Source organism: Burkholderia sp. BCC1977, from assembly GCF_905339595.1.
Lineage (GTDB): Bacteria > Pseudomonadota > Gammaproteobacteria > Burkholderiales > Burkholderiaceae > Burkholderia.
In genome coordinates, this window is record NZ_CAJPGQ010000043.1 from 49,634 (window position 1) to 70,739 (window position 21,106).

The window sequence follows — 21,106 nt, forward strand, 5'->3', positions numbered from 1 at the left end:
GCCTTTCTCCGTTAATGAGCGGTGCCGACGTTCACCGCTTTCGCGGAGGCCGTGGCACGGAAGTTGTCGTCGCGCGGCGCGGTGGCGAGCGGCTGCGCGTCGCTGGCGGGCCGGCGCGGCCGGTGCGGGCGCCGGATCGGCGGCAGGCTCGCGGCCATCGGCGCGGCGGCGCTCGCGTTGGTCGGCGGTGCCGCGCTCGCCGCATCGGGCGCCGACGCGGCGTCCGCCGCACTGGCTGCAGTCGGCACGACCGGCTGCGGCAGCGCGGTGAAGCCGGCCGCGATGGCGGTGGCCTTCGACGTGTCGCCGATCACGGGCGCGTTCACCGGCTCGGTCGCCGACGCGGCGGCGGCCACGGCCGCGGCCTCGTTCTTCGGGTTCTGGCGCTCGACCAGGTAGTAGTCGAGCACGCGGCGCGCGATCGGGCCCGCGGCCTGCGCGCCCCAGCCGCCGTTCTCGACGACCAGCGCAACGGCGATCTGCGGATGGTCGACCGGCGCGTACGCGATGAACAGCGCGTGGTCGCGCAGGTGCTCGGCGAGCAGGTGGCCCTTGTAGTTCGAGCCCTGCAGCGAGAACACCTGCGCGGTACCGGTCTTGCCGGCCGCGAGGTACGGCGCGCCGCGGAACACCTTGTACGCGGTGCCGGACGGGTTCTCGATCACGTTCTCCATCCCGCGCTTCACGACGTCGATGTCGGCCTGCTTGAGCGGGATCGTTTCGCTTTCCTTCGGCACGGTCAGGTGGCGCGCGCGCGAGATCGGATCCTCGACTTCCTTCACGAGGTGCGGCTTCATCACGACGCCGTTGTTCGCGAGCGTCGCGGTGGCATGCGCGAGTTGCAGGATGGTGTACGAGTTGTAGCCCTGGCCGATCCCGAGGCTGATCGTCTCGCCGTCGAACCACTTCTGCTGCGCGGCCTTCTTGAACGCCTTCTTCTTCCAGTCGGTCGACGGCAGGATCCCGCGCGCCTCGCCCTGGATGTCGATGCCGGTGATCTGGCCGAAGCCGAACGGCTTCATGAAGTTCGCGATCGCGTTCACGCCGAGGTCGCGCGCGAGCATGTAGAAGTAGGTGTCGTTCGACACCATGATCGCCTTGTTCATGTCGACCCAGCCCTGGCCCGAGCGCACGTCGTTGCGGAACGTGTGGCCGCCGAACGTGAAGTAGCCGGGATCCTGGAAGCCCCAGCCCGGCGTGCGCTTGCCGAGCGTCAGGCCGGCCAGCGCCATGAACGGCTTGTACGTCGAGCCGGGCGGGTAGGTGCCGTGCAGCGGGCGGTTCAGGAGCGGCTTGTCGGGCGAGTTGTTCAGCTCGTCCCAGGTCTGCTGGTCGATGCCGTCGACGAACGAGTTCGGGTCGAAGCTCGGCGACGACACGAACGCGAGCACGTCGCCCGTCTTCGGCTCGATCGCGACGAGCGCGCCGCGCTTGCCGGCGAACGCCTGCTCGGCGACCTGCTGCAGCGCGATGTCGAGCGACAGCACGAGGTTGTTGCCGGGCGTCGCCTGCGTGCGCGACAGCGTGCGCACCGGCCGGCCGCCGGCCGTCACCTCGACTTCCTCGAAGCCCGTGAGGCCGTGCAGCTCGGTTTCGTAGCTCTGCTCGACGCCGATCTTGCCGATGTAGTCGGTGCCCTTGTAGTTGTTCGCGTCGCGGCGCGGATCGTAGTGTTCCTGGTCGCTGTCGTTGTCGTCGCTCATCGCGTCGATGCGATCCTGGTCGCGCTTCGAGATCCGGCCGATGTAGCCGATCACGTGCGCGGCCGTCATGCCGAGCGGGTACTGGCGGAACAGCCGCGCGCGCACGTCGACGCCGGGGAAGCGGAAGCGCTGCGCGGTGAAGCGCGCGACTTCCGCGTCGGTGAGGCGCGTGCGGATCGGCAGGCTCTCGAAGTTCTTCGAGTCTTCCTGCAGCTTCTTGAAGCGGCGGCGGTCGCGCGCGTCGATCGGGATGATCCCGGACAGCTTGTCGATCGTGTTGTCGAGCGTGTCGTCGAGCTTCGACGGCGTGATCTCGAGCGTGTAGGCCGAATAGTTCTTCGCGAGGACCACGCCGTTGCGGTCGGTGATGATCCCGCGGTTCGGCACGATCGGCGCGACCGAGATGCGGTTTTCCTCGGCCTGCAGCGCGTACTTGCCGTGCTGCATCAGCTGCAGGTAGAAGAAACGGCTCGCGAGCAGCCCGAAGCAGACGAACACGAACACGCCCGCCGCCGCGACGCGCAGGCGGAACTTCGAGAGCTGCTGTTGGGTGTCGTTGAATTCGGTCATGCGGTTAGGATCGATCTGGCCCGTGCGCGGCGAACGTGCGCGGGCGAGGAGCCGCCCCGGAGCGCGGCGAGCGGGCGTGGGGGCGGCGGGTATTCAAGGTCGGTCCGGCTCAGATGGGGCGCGTATCGTCCGGGTCGACCGGGCGGCGTTGCGGCATCAGCAGCAGGTGGCTCGCGATCGGCCACAGCGCGGCCTCGACGAAGCCGTCCACCAGATAGCGCCAGCCGGGAAACGCGGCGCCCATCACGAGGCGGATCACGAACGGCACCAGCTGCGCGACGACGAGCAGCGGCGTGACGTACAGCACCTGCACGCCGATCGGCATCCACAGCACGCGGCGGTGGATCGTGATCGCGCCGTACGACAGCAGCGTATAGGCGAGCGCGTGCTCGCCGAGCAGCCCCGCGTCATGCACGTCCATCAGGATGCCGAGCGCGAACGCGACGCCCATCCCGACCTTGCGCGGCTGGTGGATGTTCCAGAACAGCAGCACGAGCGCGACGAAGTCGGGCACGCCGGGCAGGCGGCCCCACGGCATCAGGTTCAGCAGGAATGCGGCGGCGAGGCTGAAGACGATGAAGTACGGGTTGACCGGCTGCAGGATGTATTGCGGACGGTTCATCGCTGGGCTCCTGGTTGCCCGGCGGCGGGCTTCGCGGGCGCGGCGGCGGGCTTGGCCGGAGTAGCCGGCGCTGCCGGCGCGGGTTTCGCGCCGGGCGCGGCCGCGGCGGCCGGCTTCGCGTTCGGGTCGGCCTTCTCGGCCTTGTCGCCCTTCGCGGCGGCCTTGGCGCCCTTCTTGCCCTTCGCGTTCTTGTCGGCGGCCGGCTCGGGCTCGGCCGGGCGCGGCGGGACGTCATTCTGGTAATGCAGCACGAGCATCTGGCGCGCGCCGCGCACGGCGGCGACCGGTGCGCAGGTCACGCGCGCGAATGCGGTATCGGCGAGCTTGTCGACGCGCACGACCTTCGCGACCGGCAGGCCCGGCGGATAGACGCCGTCGAGGCCGCTCGTGACGAGCTCGTCGCCCGCGACGAGGTCCGAGCTCGTCGGCACGAAGCGCAGGTCGAGCGAATCGCCCTTCGGCGTGCCGTAGATCACGCTGCGCAGGCCGGTGCGCAGCACCTGCACGGGAATCGCGAGATCGCGGTCGGTGATCAGCGTGACTTCAGCCTGCAGCGGGAACACGCGCGTGACCTGGCCGACCACGCCGTCCTCGCTGACGACCGGCGCGCCGTTCTGGATGCCCTGCTGCGAACCCTGCCCGATCACGATCTTCTGCGTGAACGGGTCGCTGGTGTCGTACTGGATCTCGACCGGCGTCGATTGCGTCGCGATGTGCTGGCGCAGCTCGAGCACCGCGCGCAGATGCGTGTTTTCCTGCGCGAGCACCGCGGCCTGGTTGGCCTGCGTGGACAGTTGAAGGTTGCGCTTGCGCAGCGCGTCGTTCTCGTGGCGCAGCGAGGCACCGGTGACGGCGATGTCGGCCGCGCCCATGAACAGGTCGCGCGGCACGAGCGCCGCGCGCTGCAGCGGGTACAGCACGGTGCCGAGCACGCCGCGGACGATTTCGAGCGTGCTGAAACGCGCGTCCGATACGAGGAGCGCGATGGCGAGGGCGACGAAGAAGATCAGCCGCGCGAGCGCGGGCGGACCTTGCTTGAAGAGGGGCGGCGGACTGTATTCCATGGTCGGCGCCGGGCGCGTGGTGATCGGTTAAATAATGCTCAGACGCGCAAACGGCGTGGCGGTTCGTTCTGAACGAGCGATCCGGCCACGCCGCGGGTGCGTCATATCAAACGGGACTGCTTAGGCGATCACTCGTACGAGAAGATGCTGCCCAGCTTGTCCATGCGTTCGAGCGCCATGCCCGAACCGCGTACGACGCAGGTGAGCGGATCTTCGGCGACGAGCACCGGCAGGCCGGTTTCTTCCGCGAGCAGGCGATCGAGGTCGCGCAGCAGTGCGCCGCCGCCCGTCAGCATCATCCCGCGCTCGGCGATGTCGGCGCCGAGTTCCGGCGGCGTCTGCTCGAGGGCGATCTTCACCGACGACACGATCTGGTTCAGCGGATCGGTCAGCGCTTCGAGGATTTCGTTGCTGGAGATCGTGAAGCTGCGCGGAATGCCTTCCGACAGGTTGCGGCCCTTCACTTCCATTTCCTTGACTTCGGAGCCCGGGAACGCGGAGCCGATCTCCTTCTTGATCGCCTCGGCGGTCTGTTCGCCGATCAGCATCCCGTAGTTGCGGCGGATGTAGTTGACGATCGCCTCGTCGAACTTGTCGCCGCCGACGCGCACCGAGCCCTTATAGACGATGCCGCCGAGCGAGATCACGCCGACTTCGGTCGTGCCGCCGCCGATGTCGACGACCATCGAGCCCGTGGCTTCCGACACCGGCAGGCCCGCGCCGATCGCGGCCGCCATCGGCTCCTCGATCAGGTAGACCTGCGATGCGCCGGCGCCGTGCGCGGCTTCCTTGATCGCGCGGCGCTCGACCTGGGTCGAGCCGCACGGCACGCAGATGATGATGCGCGGCGACGGCGAGAACATGCGCGACTCGTGCGCCGTCTTGATGAACTGCTTGATCATCTGCTCGGTGACGGTGAAGTCGGCGATCACGCCGTCCTTCATCGGGCGGATCGCCTCGATGTTGCCCGGCACCTTGCCGAGCATCTGCTTGGCTTCCTTGCCGACCGCCTGGATCGTCTTCTTGCCGTTGGGGCCGCCTTCCTGGCGGATCGACACGACCGACGGCTCATCGAGCACGATGCCCTTGCCGCGCATGTAGATCAGGGTGTTTGCGGTGCCGAGGTCGATCGCCAGATCGTTGGAGAAGTAGCTGCGCAAAAAACCGAACATTCAGAATCCTGTTTCGCTCTGGGCCGGCCCTGCATAGCGAGCGCTGAGGGCGGCAGCGGAAAAAATAACAGCCTCGGGAAGCGTGGCGGAAGCGGCCGCCGCGGCGCACGAAGCTGCGAGTGATGTCTACCGGGGATCGCACGAAGCACGCACGGCTTGCCGAAGCGGGGCGAAACGGTGCGGGAAAAGGCTGCCGGGTTTGGGTCGAACGCGTAATGATACCTTATAATTTCACGGTATTTGAATCGAAACGGACGGTATTTTTGCCGCTTCGGCCCCGATTTTTGAGGGTGGGATCGCACCCTCCAACCCCCCGCCGCAGCGCGGTTTTTGATGCGCTGCGCAGCCTTGTTTTTCCGGTGATCGCATGGCCCTGACCCTGACCGATGTGAAACGCATCGCGCACCTGGCGCGACTCGAAATGGCCGACGCCGACGCCGAGCATACGCTCGGCCAGCTCAATGAATTCTTCGGCCTCGTCGAGCAGATGCAGGCGGTCGATACCGCCGGCATCGCGCCGCTCGCCCACCCGATCGAACAGATCCAGGAAGTCGCGCAGCGCCTGCGCGACGACGCCGTGACGGAAGTCGTCGATCGCGACGACAACCAGCGTCCGGCGCCGGCCGTCCAGGACGGCCTCTATCTCGTGCCGAAGGTGATCGAGTAAGCATTCGATGAGAAGCGCGCCGGCCGGCTTGCGCCGCGCGCCACCCAGAATTCCCAGGAAAACCACTCAATGCACGCAAAAAGCCTGACCGAACTGCGCGCCGCGCTCGCCGCCAAGGAATGCTCGGCCGTCGAGCTCGCGCAGCTGTACCTGAAACGGATCGACGCGGCACGCGACCTGAACGCGTTCGTCCATGTCGACGCCGACCTCACCCTTGCACAGGCGAAGGCCGCCGACGCCGAGCTCGCGCGCGGCGCGGGCGGCGCGCTGACCGGCCTGCCGATCGCGCACAAGGACGTGTTCGTCACGCGCGGCTGGCGCTCGACCGCCGGCTCGAAGATGCTCGCGAACTACGAGAGCCCGTTCGACGCGACCGTCGTCGCCCGCCTGCAGGCGGCCGGCATGGTCACGCTCGGCAAGACCAACATGGACGAGTTCGCGATGGGCTCGTCCAACGAGAATTCGGCGTTCGGCGCGGTGAAGAACCCGTGGGACACCCACGCGGTGCCGGGCGGCAGCTCGGGCGGCAGCTCGGCGGCCGTCGCCGCGCGCCTCGCGCCGGCCGCGACCGGCACCGACACCGGCGGCTCGATCCGCCAGCCCGCGTCGTTCGCGGGCGTGACGGGGATCAAGCCGACCTACGGCCGCGTGTCGCGCTACGGGATGATCGCGTTCGCGTCGTCGCTCGACCAGGGCGGCCCGATGGCGCAGAGCGCGTCCGACTGCGCGCTGCTGCTGAACGCGATGGCCGGCTTCGACGAGCGCGACTCGACGAGCCTCGAGCGCGACGACGAGGATTTCACGCGCCACCTCGGCCAGCCGTGGGCGGCCGGCAACGACGCGGGCAAGCCGCTCGCGGGGCTGCGCATCGGCCTGCCGAACGAGTATTTCGGTGACGGCCTCGCCGACGACGTGCGCGCGTCGATCGACGCGGCGCTCAAGCAATATGAAGCGCTCGGCGCGACGCTCGTGCCCGTGTCGCTGCCGAAGACGGAGCTGTCGATTCCCGTGTACTACGTGATCGCGCCGGCCGAGGCGTCGTCGAACCTGTCGCGTTTCGACGGCGTGCGCTTCGGCCACCGCGCCGCGCAGTACGGCGACCTGCTCGACATGTACAAGAAGTCGCGCGCCGAGGGCTTCGGGCCTGAAGTGAAGCGCCGGATTCTCGTCGGCACCTACGTGCTGTCGCACGGCTATTACGACGCGTACTACCTGCAGGCGCAGAAGATCCGCCGCATCATCGCGAACGATTTCCAGGAAGCGTTCAAGTCCTGCGACGTGATCATGGGCCCGGCGTCGCCGACGGTCGCATGGGATCTCGGCGCGAAGGGCGACGATCCGGTGCAGATGTATCTCGCGGATATCTACACGCTGTCGGTGAGCCTCGCCGGCCTGCCCGGCATGAGCGTGCCGTGCGGCTTCGGCGCCGGCGCGAACGCGCAGCGTCCGGTCGGTCTGCAGATCATCGGCAACTATTTCAACGAAGCCCGGATGCTGCAGGTCGCCGACGCGTTCCAGCGCGCGACCGACTGGCACAAGCAAGTTCCGGCAGGGGTGGGGAATGAGCCCCCACGCTCACTTTGTTCGCTGCCCCCCGAGGGGGCGCATGCCTCCCTTGAGGCGGCTCGGCGGGAGGCATGAATATGGCTACTCAATGGGAAGTCGTCATCGGTCTCGAGACGCACGCGCAACTGTCGACCGTCTCGAAGATTTTCTCGGGCGCGTCGACGCAGTTCGGCGCCGAGCCGAACACGCAGGCCTGCCCGGTCGACCTGGCGCTGCCGGGCGTGCTGCCGGTGTTGAACCGCGGCGCGGTCGAGCGTGCGATCCGCTTCGGCCTCGCGATCGGTTCGACCATCGCGCCGCGCAGCATCTTCGCGCGCAAGAATTATTTCTACCCCGATCTGCCGAAGGGCTATCAGATCAGCCAGTACGAGATTCCGGTCGTGCAGGGCGGCCAGATCACGATCCAGGTGCCCGCCAACGAAAAGGCCGGCAAGGAAGCGTACGAGAAGACGGTCAACCTGACCCGCGCGCACCTCGAGGAAGATGCGGGCAAGTCGCTGCATGAAGACTTCGCCGGGATGACCGGGATCGACCTGAACCGCGCGGGCACGCCGCTGCTCGAGATCGTCACCGAGCCGGAAATGCGCAGCGCGGCCGAGGCCGTGGCCTATGCGAAGGCGCTGCACGCGCTCGTCGTGTGGCTCGGCATCTGCGACGGCAACATGCAGGAAGGCTCGTTCCGCTGCGACGCGAACGTGTCGGTGCGTCCGGTCGGCCAGGAGAAGTTCGGCACGCGCGCCGAGATCAAGAACCTGAACTCGTTCCGGTTCCTCGAGGAAGCGATCAACTACGAAGTGCGCCGCCAGATCGAGCTGATCGAGGACGGCGGCGAAGTCGTGCAGGAAACGCGCCTCTACGATCCGGACAAGCGCGAGACGCGTTCGATGCGCAGCAAGGAAGACGCGCACGACTACCGCTACTTCCCCGACCCCGACCTGATGCCGCTCGTGATCGGCCGGGACTGGGTCGAGCGCGTGCAGGCCGGGATGCCCGAGCTGCCGGCCGCGATGCAGCAGCGCTTCGCCGAGCAGTACGGCGTGTCCGCGTACGACGCGGGCGTGCTGACGTCGAGCAAGGCGATGGCCGCGTACTTCGAGGCCGTGGTCGCGAAGGCCGGCGCGGCGAACGCGAAGATCGCCGCGAACTGGCTGATGGGCGACGTATCGTCGCAGCTGAACCGCGACGGCATCGAGATCGACGCGATTCCGGTCTCGGCCGCGCAGCTCGCGCTCGTGCTGCAGCGCATCGCCGACGGCACGATCTCGAACAAGATCGCGAAGGAAATCTTCGCGACGATCTGGGACGAGAAGGCGACCGACGAAGGCGCGGCCGACCGCATCATCGACGCGAAGGGCCTGAAGCAGATCTCCGACACCGGCGCGCTGGAAGCGATCATCGACGAGGTGCTCGCGGCGAACGCGAAGTCGGTCGAGGAATTCCGTGCGGGCAAGGAAAAGGCGTTCAACGCGCTGATCGGCCAGGCGATGAAGGCGACCAAGGGCAAGGCCAACCCGCAGCAGGTCAACGAGCTGCTGAAGAAGAAACTCGGCTGAACATGGCCGCGCGCCTGAACCGCGCCTGACGACGGGCCGCCGCCGAACCTGTTCGGGGCGGCCCGTCGTTTTGGTGCATGCGTTATCGTGTGCGCGTGTGCATCGCACCGTCCAACGGAGGAACGAATGGCGAAACAACCGTCGCTCGACGATTTCCGCGTGCCGTACAGCACGCACGAGAAGGAAGCTGCCGCATTCAGGCTCGATGCGTTCGATCCGGCCGCGAAGCCGTTCTCGTCGGGGTCGAAGGACGCCGACCGCGAACGGCTGTCGGCCGTGTCGACCGAGCTCGACGTCCAGCAGGAGCGCCTGCACACGCAGCAGAAGAAACGCGTGCTGCTCGTGCTGCAGGGGATGGACACCAGCGGCAAGGACGGCACCGTGCGCGCGGTGTTTCGCGAGGTCGATCCGCTCGGCCTGCGCGTCGTGTCGTTCAAGGCGCCGACGCCGATCGAGGCCGCGCACGACTTCCTGTGGCGCGTGCATGCGCAGGTGCCGGCCGCGGGCGAGCTCGCGATCTTCAACCGCAGCCACTACGAAGACGTGCTCGTGCCGCGCGTGCTCGACGCGATCGACAGCCAGGAATGCGAGCGCCGCTACCGGCAGATCCGCGATTTCGAGACGATGCTGGTCGAGAACGGCACGACGATCGTCAAGTGCTTCCTGCACATCTCGAAGGACGAGCAGCGCGAGCGGCTGCAGGCGCGCATCGACGATCCGACCAAGCACTGGAAGTTCGACATCTCCGATCTCGACGCGCGCAAGCATTGGGACGCGTACCAGTCGGCATACCGCGATGCGCTCGCCGCGACGTCGGCCGAGCATGCGCCGTGGTACGTGATTCCGGCGAACTCGAAGACGCACCGCAACGTGATGATCGCCGAGCTGCTGCTGCGCACGATGACCGACATGAAGCTCGAATTCCCGCCGCCGAAGCCGGAGCTCGAAGGTGTCAAGATCCGCTAGGCTGCGAACCTGTAAAAACATCGAACTGAACTGAACAACGGAACCCGACATGATGCGAGTGATTACCGCCAACCTGAACGGCATCCGCTCCGCCGCGAAGAAGGGCTTCTTCGAATGGCTCGGCGAACAGAACGCCGACTGCGTGTGCGTGCAGGAAATCAAGGTATCGGCCGACGATCTGCCGGCCGAATTCGTCGAGCCGCACGGCTTCAGGAGCTATTTCCACCACGCCGAGAAGAAGGGCTACAGCGGCGCGGGCGTGTACAGCCGCCACGAGCCCGATGACGTGATCATCGGCTTCGGCAGCGAAGAGTTCGATTCGGAAGGGCGTTACGTCGAGGCGCGCTACGGCAAGCTGTCGGTCGTGTCGGTGTACGTGCCGTCCGGCTCGAGCGGCGAAGAGCGCCAGCAGGCGAAGTACCGCTTCATGGACGCGTTCATGCCGCATCTCGCCGAGCTGAAGAAGAAGCGCGAGGTGATCCTGTGCGGCGACGTGAACATCGTGCACAAGGAAATCGACATCAAGAACTGGAAGAGCAACCAGAAGAACTCGGGCTGCCTGCCGGAAGAGCGCGCGTGGCTCACGCAGCTGTTCGACGACGTCGGCTACGTCGACGTGTTCCGCACGCTCGACCCGCGCGCCGAGCAGTACACGTGGTGGAGCAACCGCGGCCAGGCGTACGCGAAGAACGTCGGGTGGCGGATCGATTACCAGATCGCGACGCCGGGCGTAGCCGGCACCGCGAAAAGCACGTCGATCTTCAAGGACATCAAGTTCAGCGATCACGCGCCGCTGACGGTGGATTACGACTACAAGAAGTGAGCGCCGGCGCGACGCGGTGCGCGTCGCTGTCGAGTCGTCCGGTCGCCGGATGCAAAACGGGCCGCATGTCGAACATGCGGCCCGTTTCGTTTGGCGCACCGGTTACTGCTTGATCGACGCCATGTCGATCACGAACCGGTACTTCACGTCGCTCTTCAGTATCCGCTCGTAGGCGGCATTGATCTGCTGCATCGGAATCGTTTCGATATCCGACGTGATCCCGTGCTCCGCGCAGAAGTCGAGCATTTCCTGCGTTTCCGCGATCCCGCCGATCAGCGAACCCGCGAGGCGGCGGCGCTTGAAGATCAGGTTGAACACCTGCGGCGACGGATGGTCGTGCTCCGGCGCGCCGACGAGCGTCATCGTGCCGTCGCGCTTCAGCAGGTGCAGGAACGGGTTCAGGTCGTGCTGCGCGGCGACCGTGTTCAGGATGAAGTCGAAGCTGTTCAGGTGCGCGTTCATCTGCGCTTCGTCCTTCGAGATCACGACTTCATGCGCGCCGAGCCGCTTGCCGTCCTCGATCTTCGACGGCGACGTCGTAAACAGCACGACGTGCGCACCCATCGCGCGCGCAAGCTTCACGCCCATGTGGCCGAGCCCGCCGAGGCCGACGATCCCGACCTTCTTGCCGGGGCCGACGTTCCACTGGCGCAGCGGCGAATAGGTCGTGATCCCCGCGCACAGCAGCGGCGCGGCGCCGGCCGGGTCGAGCGTCTCGGGCACGCGCAGCACGAATGCCTCGTCGACGACGAGCTGCGTCGAATAGCCGCCGTACGTGACGTCGCCGGTCACGCGGTCCTGGCCGTTGTAGGTGCCGACGAAGCCGTTCTCGCAATACTGCTCGAGGCCTTCCGCGCAGCTCGGGCAGGTGCGGCACGAATCGACGAGACAGCCGACGCCGACCAGCTCGCCGACCTTGAAGCGCGACACCTGCGGGCCGGTCGCGGTCACGCGGCCGACGATTTCATGGCCCGGCACGACCGGGTAGATCGTGTTGCGCCATTCGTTGCGGGCCTGGTGCAGGTCCGAGTGGCAGACGCCGCAGTAAAGCACCTCGATCTGGACGTCGAGGTCGCGCAGCGCGCGGCGCTGGAATTCGAACGGGGTGAGCGGCGAGCGCGCGTCGGTCGCCGCGTAAGCGTAGGTTGTGCTCATGCAGGGGGCTCCTTGTCCGGGAAAAACATCCGGCGAATCAGACTGCCGCCGCATCATGTGGCGACGCGGCGAGACAGGTGCCCATCGTAAGGAACGGGCCGCGTCCGCGATATACACGAAGGTCTCGAAGATTTGCCTATTCCTCTCGAATTGCACGCGAACGGCCGTCAAAATGCTTTCAAGGTGCTAAATTGCGAGCCTGATTCTCTTGCCGGACAGGACGACGCCGATGAGCTTCCAGCCCCTTTTCGACGACTCGGGCGACCGTGTGCGGCGCCGCATGATCGAGCTGCATGCGTGCCTCGCGCCGAACGAGGGCGATACGCCGGCGGCGCTCGACGGCGTGCGCCTGATCCGCGTGAGCCGCCCCGTGCCGCGCATGCCGGTGCTGTACGAACCGAGCATCATCGTCGTGTGCCAGGGCCGCAAGCTCGGCTATCTCGGCGACCGTTCGTTCGTCTACGACGCGCAGCAGTATCTCGTGCTGTCGGTGCCGCTGCCGTTCGAATGCGAGACCTTCGCGAGCATGGACGAGCCGTTTCTCGCGATCTCGATCCGCGTCGATCTGGCGGTGATCGCCGAGCTCGCGATCCTGCTCGACGAGACGCTGGGTGCCGCGGTCAGCGAGCCGCACGGCGTCTATTCGACGCCGCTCGATGCGCCGCTCGCCGACGCGGTGGTGCGGCTGCTCGAAGTGCTCGCGTCGCCGCACGACACGTGCGTGCTCGGGCCGGCGATCATGCGCGAGATCGCCTACCGCGTGCTGACGGGCGCGCAAGGCGACGCGATTCGCGCAGCGCTCGTCCAGCAACATCATTTCGGCCGCATCGCGAAGGCGCTGCGGCGCATCCATGCGGACCTGAAGGCCGATCTCGACGTCGAGACGCTCGCGCGCGAGGCCGGGATGAGCCTCGCGGTGTTCCACGCGCAGTTCAAGCACGTGACGGCGACATCGCCGATGCAGTATGTGAAGGCGGCGCGCCTGCACCAGGCGCGGTTGATGATGGTGCAGGACGGCGTCGGGGCGGGTGCGGCGGCGGCGCGGGTCGGCTACGCGAGCGCGTCGCAGTTCAGCCGCGAGTTCAAGCGGCTGTTCGGCCGCAGCCCGGGAGACGAAGTGCGCTGGATGCGCGAAAGCGGCAGCCGGCCGGTCGAGTCGGAAGCCGGCGCGTAGCGCCTGGCGTCACGTGCCGGCGATTCCCGGCGGGGAAGGCGCCGAATGCCGCGCTCAGCGCCGCACGACCTTGCGCCGCTGCGCGCTGATGCCGGCATAGTCGGGCAACGCGTCGACGCGTTTGGCCGTCGCCTTCGCATACAGCGGCATCAGGTCCGGCAGGCGGTTCAGCAGGTCCTGCCGCCGCGCGGCGCTGTACGGATGCATGTAGATGAAGCCCGACGTCTTGTTCGCGCGCGTCGCCGCGGCGAGCTTGTCCCACAGCGTGATCGCCGCGCGCGGATCGAAGCCCGCGCGGGCGGCGATGTCGCCGCCGATCACGTCGGCTTCGGTTTCGTCGGTCGGGTCGTAGCGCAGCGTCTGCAGGCGTTCGCCGAGGTTCAGCGCCTGCGGCAGCGGATCGCCGACGCCGAACAGCGGCGGCAGCGTCGCCGCGCGCAGCGACGTTTGCGACGTCGCGCTGAAATTGCTGCGCGCGTGTTCGCGCAACGCGTGCGCGATGCCGTGTGCGATCAGCACGCCGAACTCGTCGTCGTTCAGGCGGACCCGATCGAGCAGCCCGCCGTACACGAGCACCTTGCCGCCCGGCAGGCAGGTGATGCGGATGTCGCGCGAGCGGATCGCATTGACGTCCCACGCCCAGTTCTTCACGCGATCGTTCCACTTCACCGAATACGGCGCGAGCTTCATGACGATCGCGCGCAGCCGCTTCACGCGCGGCTGGTTCGCGGGCAGCAGGCGGTCGCTGTCGGCGGCCGCCTGGACGATCTGCGCGTATTCGTTCGCGGTGAGTTGTTCGAGCAGCGGCGGCGGGATCAGCGTGCGGAACGCGATCGCGTTGCCGTAGCGAACCTGCTGCGGCGCCGGCGTATAGGCCTTCGCGGGCACGGCCGCACCGGTCGGCTGCGCGGCTTCGGCGGCAGACGGCGGAGCGGGGGCGGCCGGCGTGGACGGCGCCGCGACCGCAGTGGCCGGCGCGGAGCCGGCCGCACCGGCGTCGGCCGCCTGCGTGATTCCCGCCGCGCCGAGCGTCGCGATGCCGACGCTCAGCGCGGCGGCGGCGCGTGCCGCGCGATGCAGGCGGTCATTGCGCACGGCTGGCCTCGCCGTTGCGCGCGGTGCCGTTCCACGGCGCGATCTTGAACAGCAGCAGCATGCCGGGGATCGCGAGCGCGGTGCACACGATGAAGTAGTCGAACCAGCCGATCTTCGCGACGATGAAGCCGCTCGCGGCCGACGCGAGCGTGCGCGGCACGGACGCGAGGCTCGTGAACAGCGCGAACTGCGTGGCCGTGTAGCGCGGGTCGGTGGTGCTCGCGATATACGCGACGAACGCGGCCATCGTCAGGCCGGTCGTGAAGGTTTCGACGCCGTAGACGATCGCGAGCGCGACCGTCATCGGGCTGAATTGCGGCGTGACGACGATCCCGAACACCGACAGCGCCGCCGCGATCGCGTGGCTCGTCGAGACCGTGAAGTCGTACAGCATCGCGAGCACGGGCGAGCCGGGGCCGAGTTGCGCGAGCCACGCGAAGCCGAGCGTCGACACCATCTGCAGCGCGCCGAAGATCCACAGCCCGCGGCCGATCCCGATCTTCACGAGCCAGACGCCGCCGATGATGCCGCCGGCGACGCTCGCGACGAGCGCGGTGGTTTTCGCGACGATGCCGATCTCGGTGCGCGTGAAGCCGATGTCGAGGAAGAACGACGTCGACAGCGTGGTCGCCATCGTGTCGCCGATCTTGAACAGGAAGATGAACGCGATGACGAGCAGCGCGCCGGTCCAGCCGTCACGCTGGATGAATTCGCGGAACGGCAGCACGATCGCGTCGCGCAGGTTGCGCGGCGGCGCGCCGACCACCTCGGGCTCGCGCACGAGCAGCGTCATCAGGATGCCCGGCAGCATGAACGCGCCGGTGATCGCGAACACGACGTCCCACGGCATGTGGTCGGACAGGATCAGCGCCAGCGAGCCGGGGATCAGCGCGGCGAGCTTGTACGCGTTCACGTGCACCGCATTGCCGAGGCCCTGCTCGGTGTCGCGCAGCAGTTCGCGGCGATAGGCGTCGATCACGATGTCCGAGCTTGCGCCGAAGAACGCGACGAGCGTCGTGAGCGCGGCGACCGTCCAGATCGAGTCGCGCGGCGACACGAAGCCGAGCGCGGCGATCGCGCCGGCGACCAGCACCTGCGTGAGCAGCATCCAGCCGCGCCGGCGGCCCGGCCGCCAGCCGGGCAGGCGCGGGATGAAGCGGTCCATCAGCGGCGCCCACAGGAATTTCCACGTATACGGGAACTGGATCAGCGCGAACAGGCCGATTTCCTTCAGGTTCACGCCCTCGGAGCGCAGCCATGCCTGCACGAGGTAGACGAGCGTGAACAGGGGCAGCCCCGACGTGAAGCCCAGGAACACGCAGATCAGCATGTGCGTGTTCAGATAGGCGCGCCAGCCGGGGTGATCCTCGTGAGCGGTGAGTGCGGGCGCCTCGTGTGGCGTTTTGGACATGGACAGGAACTGGGTAGCGTTGACTGATGGCGGCGGCGGCGCAGGCAGCGCGGACGGCGCAGGCGGGGCGGCCGCACGCGTGTGCGGGCCGGATCATCCGTCAACGGCCCCCGGCTCAGCTGCGCTTGACGCGGTAGACAGCAAGACTACCACGCCAGTTCGCTCCCCATCGAATCGGCTGGCCTTCGTGCAGCACGATGCGGTCGAGGATCGTGACGCCGACTTCGGGCGCGAGCGCCTCGAAATCCTTGATCGTCAGCACCCGGACGTTCGGCGTGTTGTGCCACTGGTAAGGCAGCGACTTCGACACCGGCATCCGGCCGCGCAGCACCGACAGCCGGTGCGCCCAGTAGCCGAAGTTCGGGAACGACACGATGCATTCGCGCCCGACGCGCGCGGTTTCGCGCAGGATCGCGGCCGTCTGGTGGATCGTCTGCAGGGTTTGCGACAGGATCGCGAAATCGAAGCTGTGATCCTCGAACAGCCGCAGGCCGTCCTCGAGGTTCTGCTGGATCACGTTGATGCCGTTCTTCGCGCTCGCGAGCACGCCCGCGTCGTTCAGTTCGATCCCGTAGCCGGACACGTCCAGCTCTTCCGACAGCAGCGACAGCAGCGAGCCGTCGCCGCAGCCGAGGTCGAGCACGGTCGCGCGCGGTTCGACCCAGCGGGCGATCGCACGGAAGTCCGCGCGTGCGGACAGGGAATTCAGCGCTTGCTGGTTCATGCGCCCACCTCGTTGGCGATTCGTTCGTAATACGCGCGAATCAGGTTGTGATAGCGCGCGTCGTCGAGCAGGAACGCGTCGTGGCCGTGCGGCGCGTCGATTTCCGCGTAGCTGACCGTGCGCTTGTTGTCGAGCAGCGCCTTGACGATCTCGCGCGAACGCGCCGGCGCGAAGCGCCAGTCGGTCGAGAAGCTCGCGATCAGGTATTTCGCCTGCGTGTGCGCGAGCGCGGCCGTCAGGTTGCCGTCGAACGCCTTCGCCGGGTCGAAGTAGTCGAGCGCGCGCGTGATCAGCAGGTACGTGTTCGCGTCGAAGTAGTCGGCGAACTTGTCGCCCTGGTAGCGCAGGTACGACTCGACCTCGAATTCGACGTCGAAGCTGAAGTTGTACGCGTCGAGCGCGCCGTCCGCGCGGCGCAGCGCGCGGCCGAATTTCTCGGCCATGTCGTCGTCGGACAGGTACGTGATGTGGCCGATCATCCGCGCGACGCGCAGGCCGCGCTTCGGTTTCACGCCGTGCGCGTAATAGTCGCCGCCGTGGAAGTCGGGGTCGGACAGGATCGCCGAGCGCGCGACCTCGTTGAACGCGATGTTCTGCGCGGACAGCTTCGGCGTCGACGCGATATCGATGCAGTGCGCGACGCGTTCCGGATACATCAGGCTCCAGGCGAGCGCCTGCATCCCGCCGAGGCTGCCGCCCATCACCGCGGCGAAGCGCTCGATGCCGAACGCGTCGGCGACGCGCGCCTGCGCATGCACCCAGTCCTCCACGGTGACCACCGGGAAGCGCGCGCCGTACGGCGTGCCGGTCGACGCATCGATGCTCATCGGGCCGGTCGAGCCGAAGCACGAGCCGAGGTTGTTCACGCCGATCACGAAGAAGCGGTTGGTGTCGAGCGGCTTGCCCGGCCCGACCATGTTGTCCCACCAGCCGGTGCTGCGCGGATCGTCCGCGTAGACGCCGGCGACGTGGTGCGACGCGTTGAGCGCGTGGCAGACGAGCACCGCGTTCGAGCGCGCGGCGTTGAGCTCGCCGTACGTCTCGACGACGAGCTGATAGTTGCCGAGCACGCTGCCGCTTTGCAAGCGCAGCGGTTCGGCGAAGTGCATGGTCTGTGGAGCGACGATGCCGATCGATTCCATTCGTTCCGCCTTATGACTGGGCGGCTAAATGGTGTCGGCGAGGCGCGGAGGCGAAGGTGCGCGGCTGACGACCTCTTTAGCCGCATTTGTAGTGAACCGCCGGGACCAGGACGCATGGACGCATCAAGGCTCCGGCCGGTTCGCGCGCCCGCAATCGAGTCAGCAAATCGGCGCGCTCCGACCTGCCGCCCAAGAGGCGGCAGTCGGCAAAGTATAGCGGATTTTCCAGCCGGGCGAGCGGTCCGGAAGACCACGTTCAAACGGGGTGCCGACGCATGCCGTCTGGCGCGATTGCCCCGCGAAACGCGCGATCGCCACAGCTTTTTAATACAGGAAATATCGAATTGTTTGATGCCTGGCGCGACCGGGTAAATCCTTCAAATCCTGTAACGTTTATTCAAAATAAAAGTGAATTCGTACGAGTTCTAAAATTATTTTCACATATTTAGTTTTTGTCCTGTTTTTGGGATGAGGGCATGCCAATAGAGTTTCAACCAGCTTTCAGTATCCGGTTGAAACGCGCGATTTCGCAGCGCTGTCGGCATGATCTTCGACCTGTGTTCATGCGATTTCTCAAGATGTACGTTTCGCATTTCTTTCCGGAAAGCCGTAAGCGTTGAGCTACTTGTCACCGCTCTCGCCGAGTCGTCGCATCGATATGGCTGTGTAAAGCCGATGCGTGTCGCGGAGAGGTTTTACCAAAGGAAAAAGTTCGTATGAACAAGTCGTATCGTGTCGTGTGGAACGCCTCGACCAGCACTTGGTGCGCGGCATCGGAAATTGCACGTGGGCGCTCGAAATCATCGCGCTCCGCGAAATCGAAAATCGCGGCGGCCACCGCGCTCGTTGTTGCCTCGATGGGATCCGCGTACGCGGACGAAGTCGACGCAGCAGACCCGACGCTCGACGATCGGATCCATCTGACCGGCGTCGAGCAGGATAACCCGCAATCGCTCAAGCGCAGCGGTCCCGATACCCGGGCAGTCGTGCCCGACAACAGCGCATACGTGAAGATCAATGCGAAGGGCGACGGTTCGGATAATGCGTCGTCGATGGGCACGAATTCGATCGCGATCGGTGCCAGCGCGAGCACGCGCCCGTCGGGGACGGGCATCGGCGGCGCGGTGGCGATCGGCAATGCGGCGACGGCGTCGAGCAACAACGTCGCGTTCGGCGCCAATGCGGCGGCATTGGGGGAAGAAGGGGCGATCGCCCTGGGGGCCGGCGCGAATGCGGCTGGCAAGTCGTCGATCGCGCTCGGCAACGAGGCACAGGGGACCGGTTGGGGCGCCTATGCGCTGGGCCGGAAGGCGAAGGCGACGGCGGAATCCGCGCTGGCGATCGGCGATTCGTCGATGGCGACGCGCAAAGGCACGATGGCGATCGGTTCGCAGGCAGCGGCCGCAGCAGAAAACGCGATCGCGATCGGTCAGGGCGCGGCGGCGCGCGGCGCCGAATCCCTGGCACTCGGTTCGTACTCGGAAGCCGACCGGGACCAGACGCTCTCGGTGGGCACCGCCGGCTTCGAGCGCCAGATCGTCAACGTCGGCCGCGGCACGCAGGCGACCGACGCCGTCAACGTCTCGCAGCTCAAGGGCGTGACTGAAGCGCTGGGCGGCAACGCTGGCGTCGACACCACCGGCAACATCAAGAAGCCGACCTACACGATCGGCAGCAAGACCTACGACAACGTCGGTGATGCGCTGCAGGCCGCCTCCACGTCGGGCGGCGGGGCGGCGAACGCGGTCGAGTACGACACCGACGCGAAGACTTCGGTGACCCTCGGCGGCACGGGCTCGGCCGCGGTCAAGCTCACCAACGTGCGCGCGGCCACGCTGTCGGCGAACAGCACGGACGCCGTCAACGGTGCGCAGCTGTTTGCGACCAACAACCGCGTGACCAACGTCGAGCAGTCGCTGAACGATAGCGGCCTGATCGATCCGTCGACGGGCGAGTCGCTCGCGGTCGTGTACAAGGATGCGACGAAGAGCACCGTTTCGCTGGGCGGCACGGGCGGCACGGTCGTCACGAACGTGAAGGCCGGCAAGGTCGCATCGGCCAGCAAGGACGCCGTGAACGGCGGTCAGCTGTACGACGTGTCGTCGAGCGTCGCCTCCGCACTCGGCGGCGAAACCACCGTCAATACGGACGGCACCCTTTCGACGCCGACCTACAAGGTCGGCGACAAGACCTACACCAACGTCGGCGATGCGCTGCAGGCCGCGGCTGCGTCGGGCGGCGCCGGCGCCGGCGGCGACGATGCGAACGCCGTGCATTATGACGGCACGAACAAGTCGAGCGTGACGCTGGGCGGCACGACTGCAACGAAGGCGGTTGCGCTGAAGAACGTCGCGACGGGCACGGACGCCACCGATGCGGTCAACGTGGCCCAGCTCCAGGGCGGCCTGAGCGACGTCAAGGACGAGATCAAGAAGGACCTCGGCGACGGCACGCTCAACATGAAGTACATCAAGGTCAATGCCTCGGGCATGCAGGCCAATGCGCTGGGCAAGAACAGCGTGGCGATCGGCTCGCAGGCGAATGCGACGAACGTCGATACGCTGGCGATCGGTTCGGGCGCCCGGGCGTCGGGCATGAACTCGATCGCAATCGGTGTCAACTCGGTCGCCTCGGGTGCCAATACCGTGTCGATAGGTGACTTGGGTGCGACGCGCCGGATCGTCAATGTCAGCGAGGGCGTCGACGATACCGATGCCGTCAACATGAAGCAGTTGACCAACGCGATGCACACCGCCAATACGCAGTTCGACAAGAAGATGACGCGGATGACGCGTGACGTCGAATCGAAGCCGGGCAGCTTTGTCGCGATCGAAGGGTTGGGTGCGGACGGCAGCTTGCCGAACATTGCATCGATGAACGGCCGCGATCCGAATATGGGTACGGCTGCTGCCATCGGCGTGGCGAGTGGTGCCGGCGGGATCAATGCGATCGCGGTTGGTCTGCAGGCGGTCGCGAGTTCGGACCACGCGGTGGCGATCGGCAGTATCGCCCAGACCGGGGTCGAGCAGCCGTATTCGGTCGCGATGGGCAGCATGGTCACGACGAATGGTGCCGGCGCGCTGGCAATCGGTTCTCGCGCGAAGGCCAACGCCGATAACGCGGTGGCGGTCGGCAATAACGGCGTGGTAGCCGTGGGCAAGAGCTCGATCGCGATCGGCGACAAGGCAATGACGACGGCGGGTACCGTTAACAGTATTGCGATGGGCAAGTCTGCGAACGTCGCGCAAAACGTCACGGATGCTATTGCACTGGGTGCCAACGCGAGTGTGGCGTCGGGCAATAGCGGTGGCATCGCACTGGGCGCCAATTCTGTCGCCGATCGAGGCAATGCACTTTCCGTCGGGTCGAACTCGATGCAGCGTCAGATCGTCAATGTCGCGAAGGGCACGAAAAGCAATGATGCGGTGAACGTGAGCCAGTTGACGGGCGTGACCAACGCGCTCGGCGGCGGCGCGAGTGTCGACACGGATGGCACCATCAAGGCGCCGACGTACACGGTTGGCGACACGACGTACAACAACGTCGGCGATGCGCTGGACGCAATGGCGAAGAACAGCGGCGGTTCGGATCCTAACGCGGTCGCATACGACACCGATACGAAGGACAAGGTGACGCTGGCCGGCGCGGCCGGCACGACGCTGACGAACGTGAAGGCCGGCGCACTGTCGGCGACAAGCA

15 protein-coding genes and 2 pseudogenes are annotated in these 21,106 nt (G+C 66.8%); 8 read left to right on the plus strand and 9 right to left on the minus strand.

Features of this window, described 5'->3' with window-relative positions:
• Nucleotides 1-11: 11 nt before the first annotated feature.
• The 4 genes from mrdA to U5771_RS28005 all read right to left on the minus strand — a co-directional run bounded on the left by mrdA (nucleotide 12) and on the right by U5771_RS28005 (nucleotide 5,131).
• Nucleotides 12-2,273 (minus strand): penicillin-binding protein 2, encoded by a 2,262-nt coding sequence (gene mrdA, locus U5771_RS27990; RefSeq protein ID WP_322026983.1) that lies wholly within the window; start codon nucleotides 2,271-2,273, stop codon nucleotides 12-14.
• Nucleotides 2,274-2,382: 109 nt separating this feature from the next.
• Nucleotides 2,383-2,895, minus strand: coding sequence for a rod shape-determining protein MreD (mreD, locus tag U5771_RS27995; RefSeq protein WP_009687274.1), 513 nt, complete (start codon nucleotides 2,893-2,895; stop codon nucleotides 2,383-2,385).
• The gene (mreC, locus tag U5771_RS28000; protein ID WP_322026984.1) at nucleotides 2,892-3,959 is read right to left on the minus strand and encodes a rod shape-determining protein MreC; all 1,068 of its coding nucleotides are present in this window, start codon (nucleotides 3,957-3,959) and stop codon (nucleotides 2,892-2,894) included. The genes mreD and mreC overlap by 4 nt, the downstream gene beginning before the upstream one ends.
• A 128-nt stretch (nucleotides 3,960-4,087) precedes the next feature.
• On the minus strand, nucleotides 4,088-5,131 hold the full coding sequence (locus U5771_RS28005; protein WP_004189550.1) for a rod shape-determining protein: 1,044 nt from the start codon (nucleotides 5,129-5,131) through the stop codon (nucleotides 4,088-4,090).
• A 367-nt stretch (nucleotides 5,132-5,498) separates the two neighbouring features.
• Between U5771_RS28005 and gatC the strand changes: the two genes are divergently transcribed.
• The 5 genes from gatC to U5771_RS28030 all read left to right on the plus strand — a co-directional run bounded on the left by gatC (nucleotide 5,499) and on the right by U5771_RS28030 (nucleotide 10,706).
• Nucleotides 5,499-5,798 carry an Asp-tRNA(Asn)/Glu-tRNA(Gln) amidotransferase subunit GatC gene (gatC, locus tag U5771_RS28010; RefSeq protein WP_124500610.1) on the plus strand — a complete coding sequence of 100 codons (300 nt, stop codon included), beginning with the start codon at nucleotides 5,499-5,501 and terminating at the stop codon, nucleotides 5,796-5,798.
• 69 nt (nucleotides 5,799-5,867) lie between these two features.
• On the plus strand, nucleotides 5,868-7,439 hold the full coding sequence (gene gatA, locus U5771_RS28015) for an Asp-tRNA(Asn)/Glu-tRNA(Gln) amidotransferase subunit GatA (protein ID WP_322026985.1): 1,572 nt from the start codon (nucleotides 5,868-5,870) through the stop codon (nucleotides 7,437-7,439).
• A gap of 2 nt (nucleotides 7,440-7,441) precedes the next feature.
• Nucleotides 7,442-8,917 carry an Asp-tRNA(Asn)/Glu-tRNA(Gln) amidotransferase subunit GatB gene (gene gatB / locus U5771_RS28020; protein WP_322026986.1) on the plus strand — a complete coding sequence of 492 codons (1,476 nt, stop codon included), beginning with the start codon at nucleotides 7,442-7,444 and terminating at the stop codon, nucleotides 8,915-8,917.
• A 126-nt stretch (nucleotides 8,918-9,043) separates the two neighbouring features.
• Nucleotides 9,044-9,883, plus strand: coding sequence for a polyphosphate kinase 2 family protein (locus U5771_RS28025; protein WP_322026987.1), 840 nt, complete (start codon nucleotides 9,044-9,046; stop codon nucleotides 9,881-9,883).
• A 49-nt stretch (nucleotides 9,884-9,932) separates the two neighbouring features.
• Nucleotides 9,933-10,706: an exodeoxyribonuclease III gene (locus tag U5771_RS28030; protein ID WP_322026988.1), complete on the plus strand. Its 774-nt coding sequence runs from the start codon at nucleotides 9,933-9,935 to the stop codon at nucleotides 10,704-10,706.
• 102 nt (nucleotides 10,707-10,808) lie between these two features.
• Here U5771_RS28030 and U5771_RS28035 read toward each other — a convergent pair whose 3' ends face one another.
• Nucleotides 10,809-11,861 carry an NAD(P)-dependent alcohol dehydrogenase gene (locus tag U5771_RS28035; protein WP_322026989.1) on the minus strand — a complete coding sequence of 351 codons (1,053 nt, stop codon included), beginning with the start codon at nucleotides 11,859-11,861 and terminating at the stop codon, nucleotides 10,809-10,811.
• A 229-nt stretch (nucleotides 11,862-12,090) separates the two neighbouring features.
• Between U5771_RS28035 and U5771_RS28040 the strand changes: the two genes are divergently transcribed.
• Entirely contained in the window at nucleotides 12,091-13,035 is a 945-nt protein-coding gene (locus tag U5771_RS28040; RefSeq protein WP_322026990.1) for an AraC family transcriptional regulator, read from the plus strand.
• A gap of 54 nt (nucleotides 13,036-13,089) precedes the next feature.
• Here U5771_RS28040 and U5771_RS28045 read toward each other — a convergent pair whose 3' ends face one another.
• From U5771_RS28045 to metX, 4 genes are all read right to left on the minus strand, one after another.
• The gene (locus U5771_RS28045; protein ID WP_322026991.1) at nucleotides 13,090-14,130 is read right to left on the minus strand and encodes a M48 family metallopeptidase; all 1,041 of its coding nucleotides are present in this window, start codon (nucleotides 14,128-14,130) and stop codon (nucleotides 13,090-13,092) included.
• Nucleotides 14,120-15,541, minus strand: coding sequence for an AmpG family muropeptide MFS transporter (locus U5771_RS28050; protein WP_322026992.1), 1,422 nt, complete (start codon nucleotides 15,539-15,541; stop codon nucleotides 14,120-14,122). The genes U5771_RS28045 and U5771_RS28050 overlap by 11 nt, the downstream gene beginning before the upstream one ends.
• A 115-nt stretch (nucleotides 15,542-15,656) precedes the next feature.
• Nucleotides 15,657-16,265: a methionine biosynthesis protein MetW gene (gene metW, locus U5771_RS28055; protein ID WP_044847830.1), complete on the minus strand. Its 609-nt coding sequence runs from the start codon at nucleotides 16,263-16,265 to the stop codon at nucleotides 15,657-15,659.
• A complete protein-coding gene (metX, locus tag U5771_RS28060) occupies nucleotides 16,262-17,407 on the minus strand; it encodes a homoserine O-succinyltransferase MetX (RefSeq protein WP_322026993.1) in 1,146 nt (381 codons plus the stop codon). The genes metW and metX overlap by 4 nt, the downstream gene beginning before the upstream one ends.
• Before the next feature lie 716 nt (nucleotides 17,408-18,123).
• On the opposite strand from metX, the pseudogene U5771_RS35645 reads away from it, so the two are divergent.
• A pseudogene (locus U5771_RS35645) lies at nucleotides 18,124-18,252 on the plus strand (ESPR-type extended signal peptide-containing protein); the annotation flags it as partial.
• A gap of 12 nt (nucleotides 18,253-18,264) precedes the next feature.
• Nucleotides 18,265-21,106, plus strand: a pseudogene (locus tag U5771_RS28065) (hypothetical protein); the annotation flags it as partial.

What these genes read in the sequence shown, in the direction of transcription:
- metW (WP_044847830.1), bottom strand. Translation starts at nt 16,265, where the DNA reads ATGAACCAGCAAGCGCTGAATTCCCTGTCCGCACGCGCGGACTTCCGT.
- mreC (WP_322026984.1), bottom strand. Translation starts at nt 3,959, where the DNA reads ATGGAATACAGTCCGCCGCCCCTCTTCAAGCAAGGTCCGCCCGCGCTC.
- gatA (WP_322026985.1), top strand. Translation starts at nt 5,868, where the DNA reads ATGCACGCAAAAAGCCTGACCGAACTGCGCGCCGCGCTCGCCGCCAAG.
- mreD (WP_009687274.1), bottom strand. Translation starts at nt 2,895, where the DNA reads ATGAACCGTCCGCAATACATCCTGCAGCCGGTCAACCCGTACTTCATC.
- U5771_RS28040 (WP_322026990.1), top strand. Translation starts at nt 12,091, where the DNA reads ATGAGCTTCCAGCCCCTTTTCGACGACTCGGGCGACCGTGTGCGGCGC.
- U5771_RS28005 (WP_004189550.1), bottom strand. Translation starts at nt 5,131, where the DNA reads ATGTTCGGTTTTTTGCGCAGCTACTTCTCCAACGATCTGGCGATCGAC.
- U5771_RS28035 (WP_322026989.1), bottom strand. Translation starts at nt 11,861, where the DNA reads ATGAGCACAACCTACGCTTACGCGGCGACCGACGCGCGCTCGCCGCTC.
- U5771_RS28030 (WP_322026988.1), top strand. Translation starts at nt 9,933, where the DNA reads ATGATGCGAGTGATTACCGCCAACCTGAACGGCATCCGCTCCGCCGCG.
- mrdA (WP_322026983.1), bottom strand. Translation starts at nt 2,273, where the DNA reads ATGACCGAATTCAACGACACCCAACAGCAGCTCTCGAAGTTCCGCCTG.
- metX (WP_322026993.1), bottom strand. Translation starts at nt 17,407, where the DNA reads ATGGAATCGATCGGCATCGTCGCTCCACAGACCATGCACTTCGCCGAA.
- U5771_RS28025 (WP_322026987.1), top strand. Translation starts at nt 9,044, where the DNA reads ATGGCGAAACAACCGTCGCTCGACGATTTCCGCGTGCCGTACAGCACG.
- gatC (WP_124500610.1), top strand. Translation starts at nt 5,499, where the DNA reads ATGGCCCTGACCCTGACCGATGTGAAACGCATCGCGCACCTGGCGCGA.
- U5771_RS28050 (WP_322026992.1), bottom strand. Translation starts at nt 15,541, where the DNA reads ATGTCCAAAACGCCACACGAGGCGCCCGCACTCACCGCTCACGAGGAT.
- gatB (WP_322026986.1), top strand. Translation starts at nt 7,442, where the DNA reads ATGGCTACTCAATGGGAAGTCGTCATCGGTCTCGAGACGCACGCGCAA.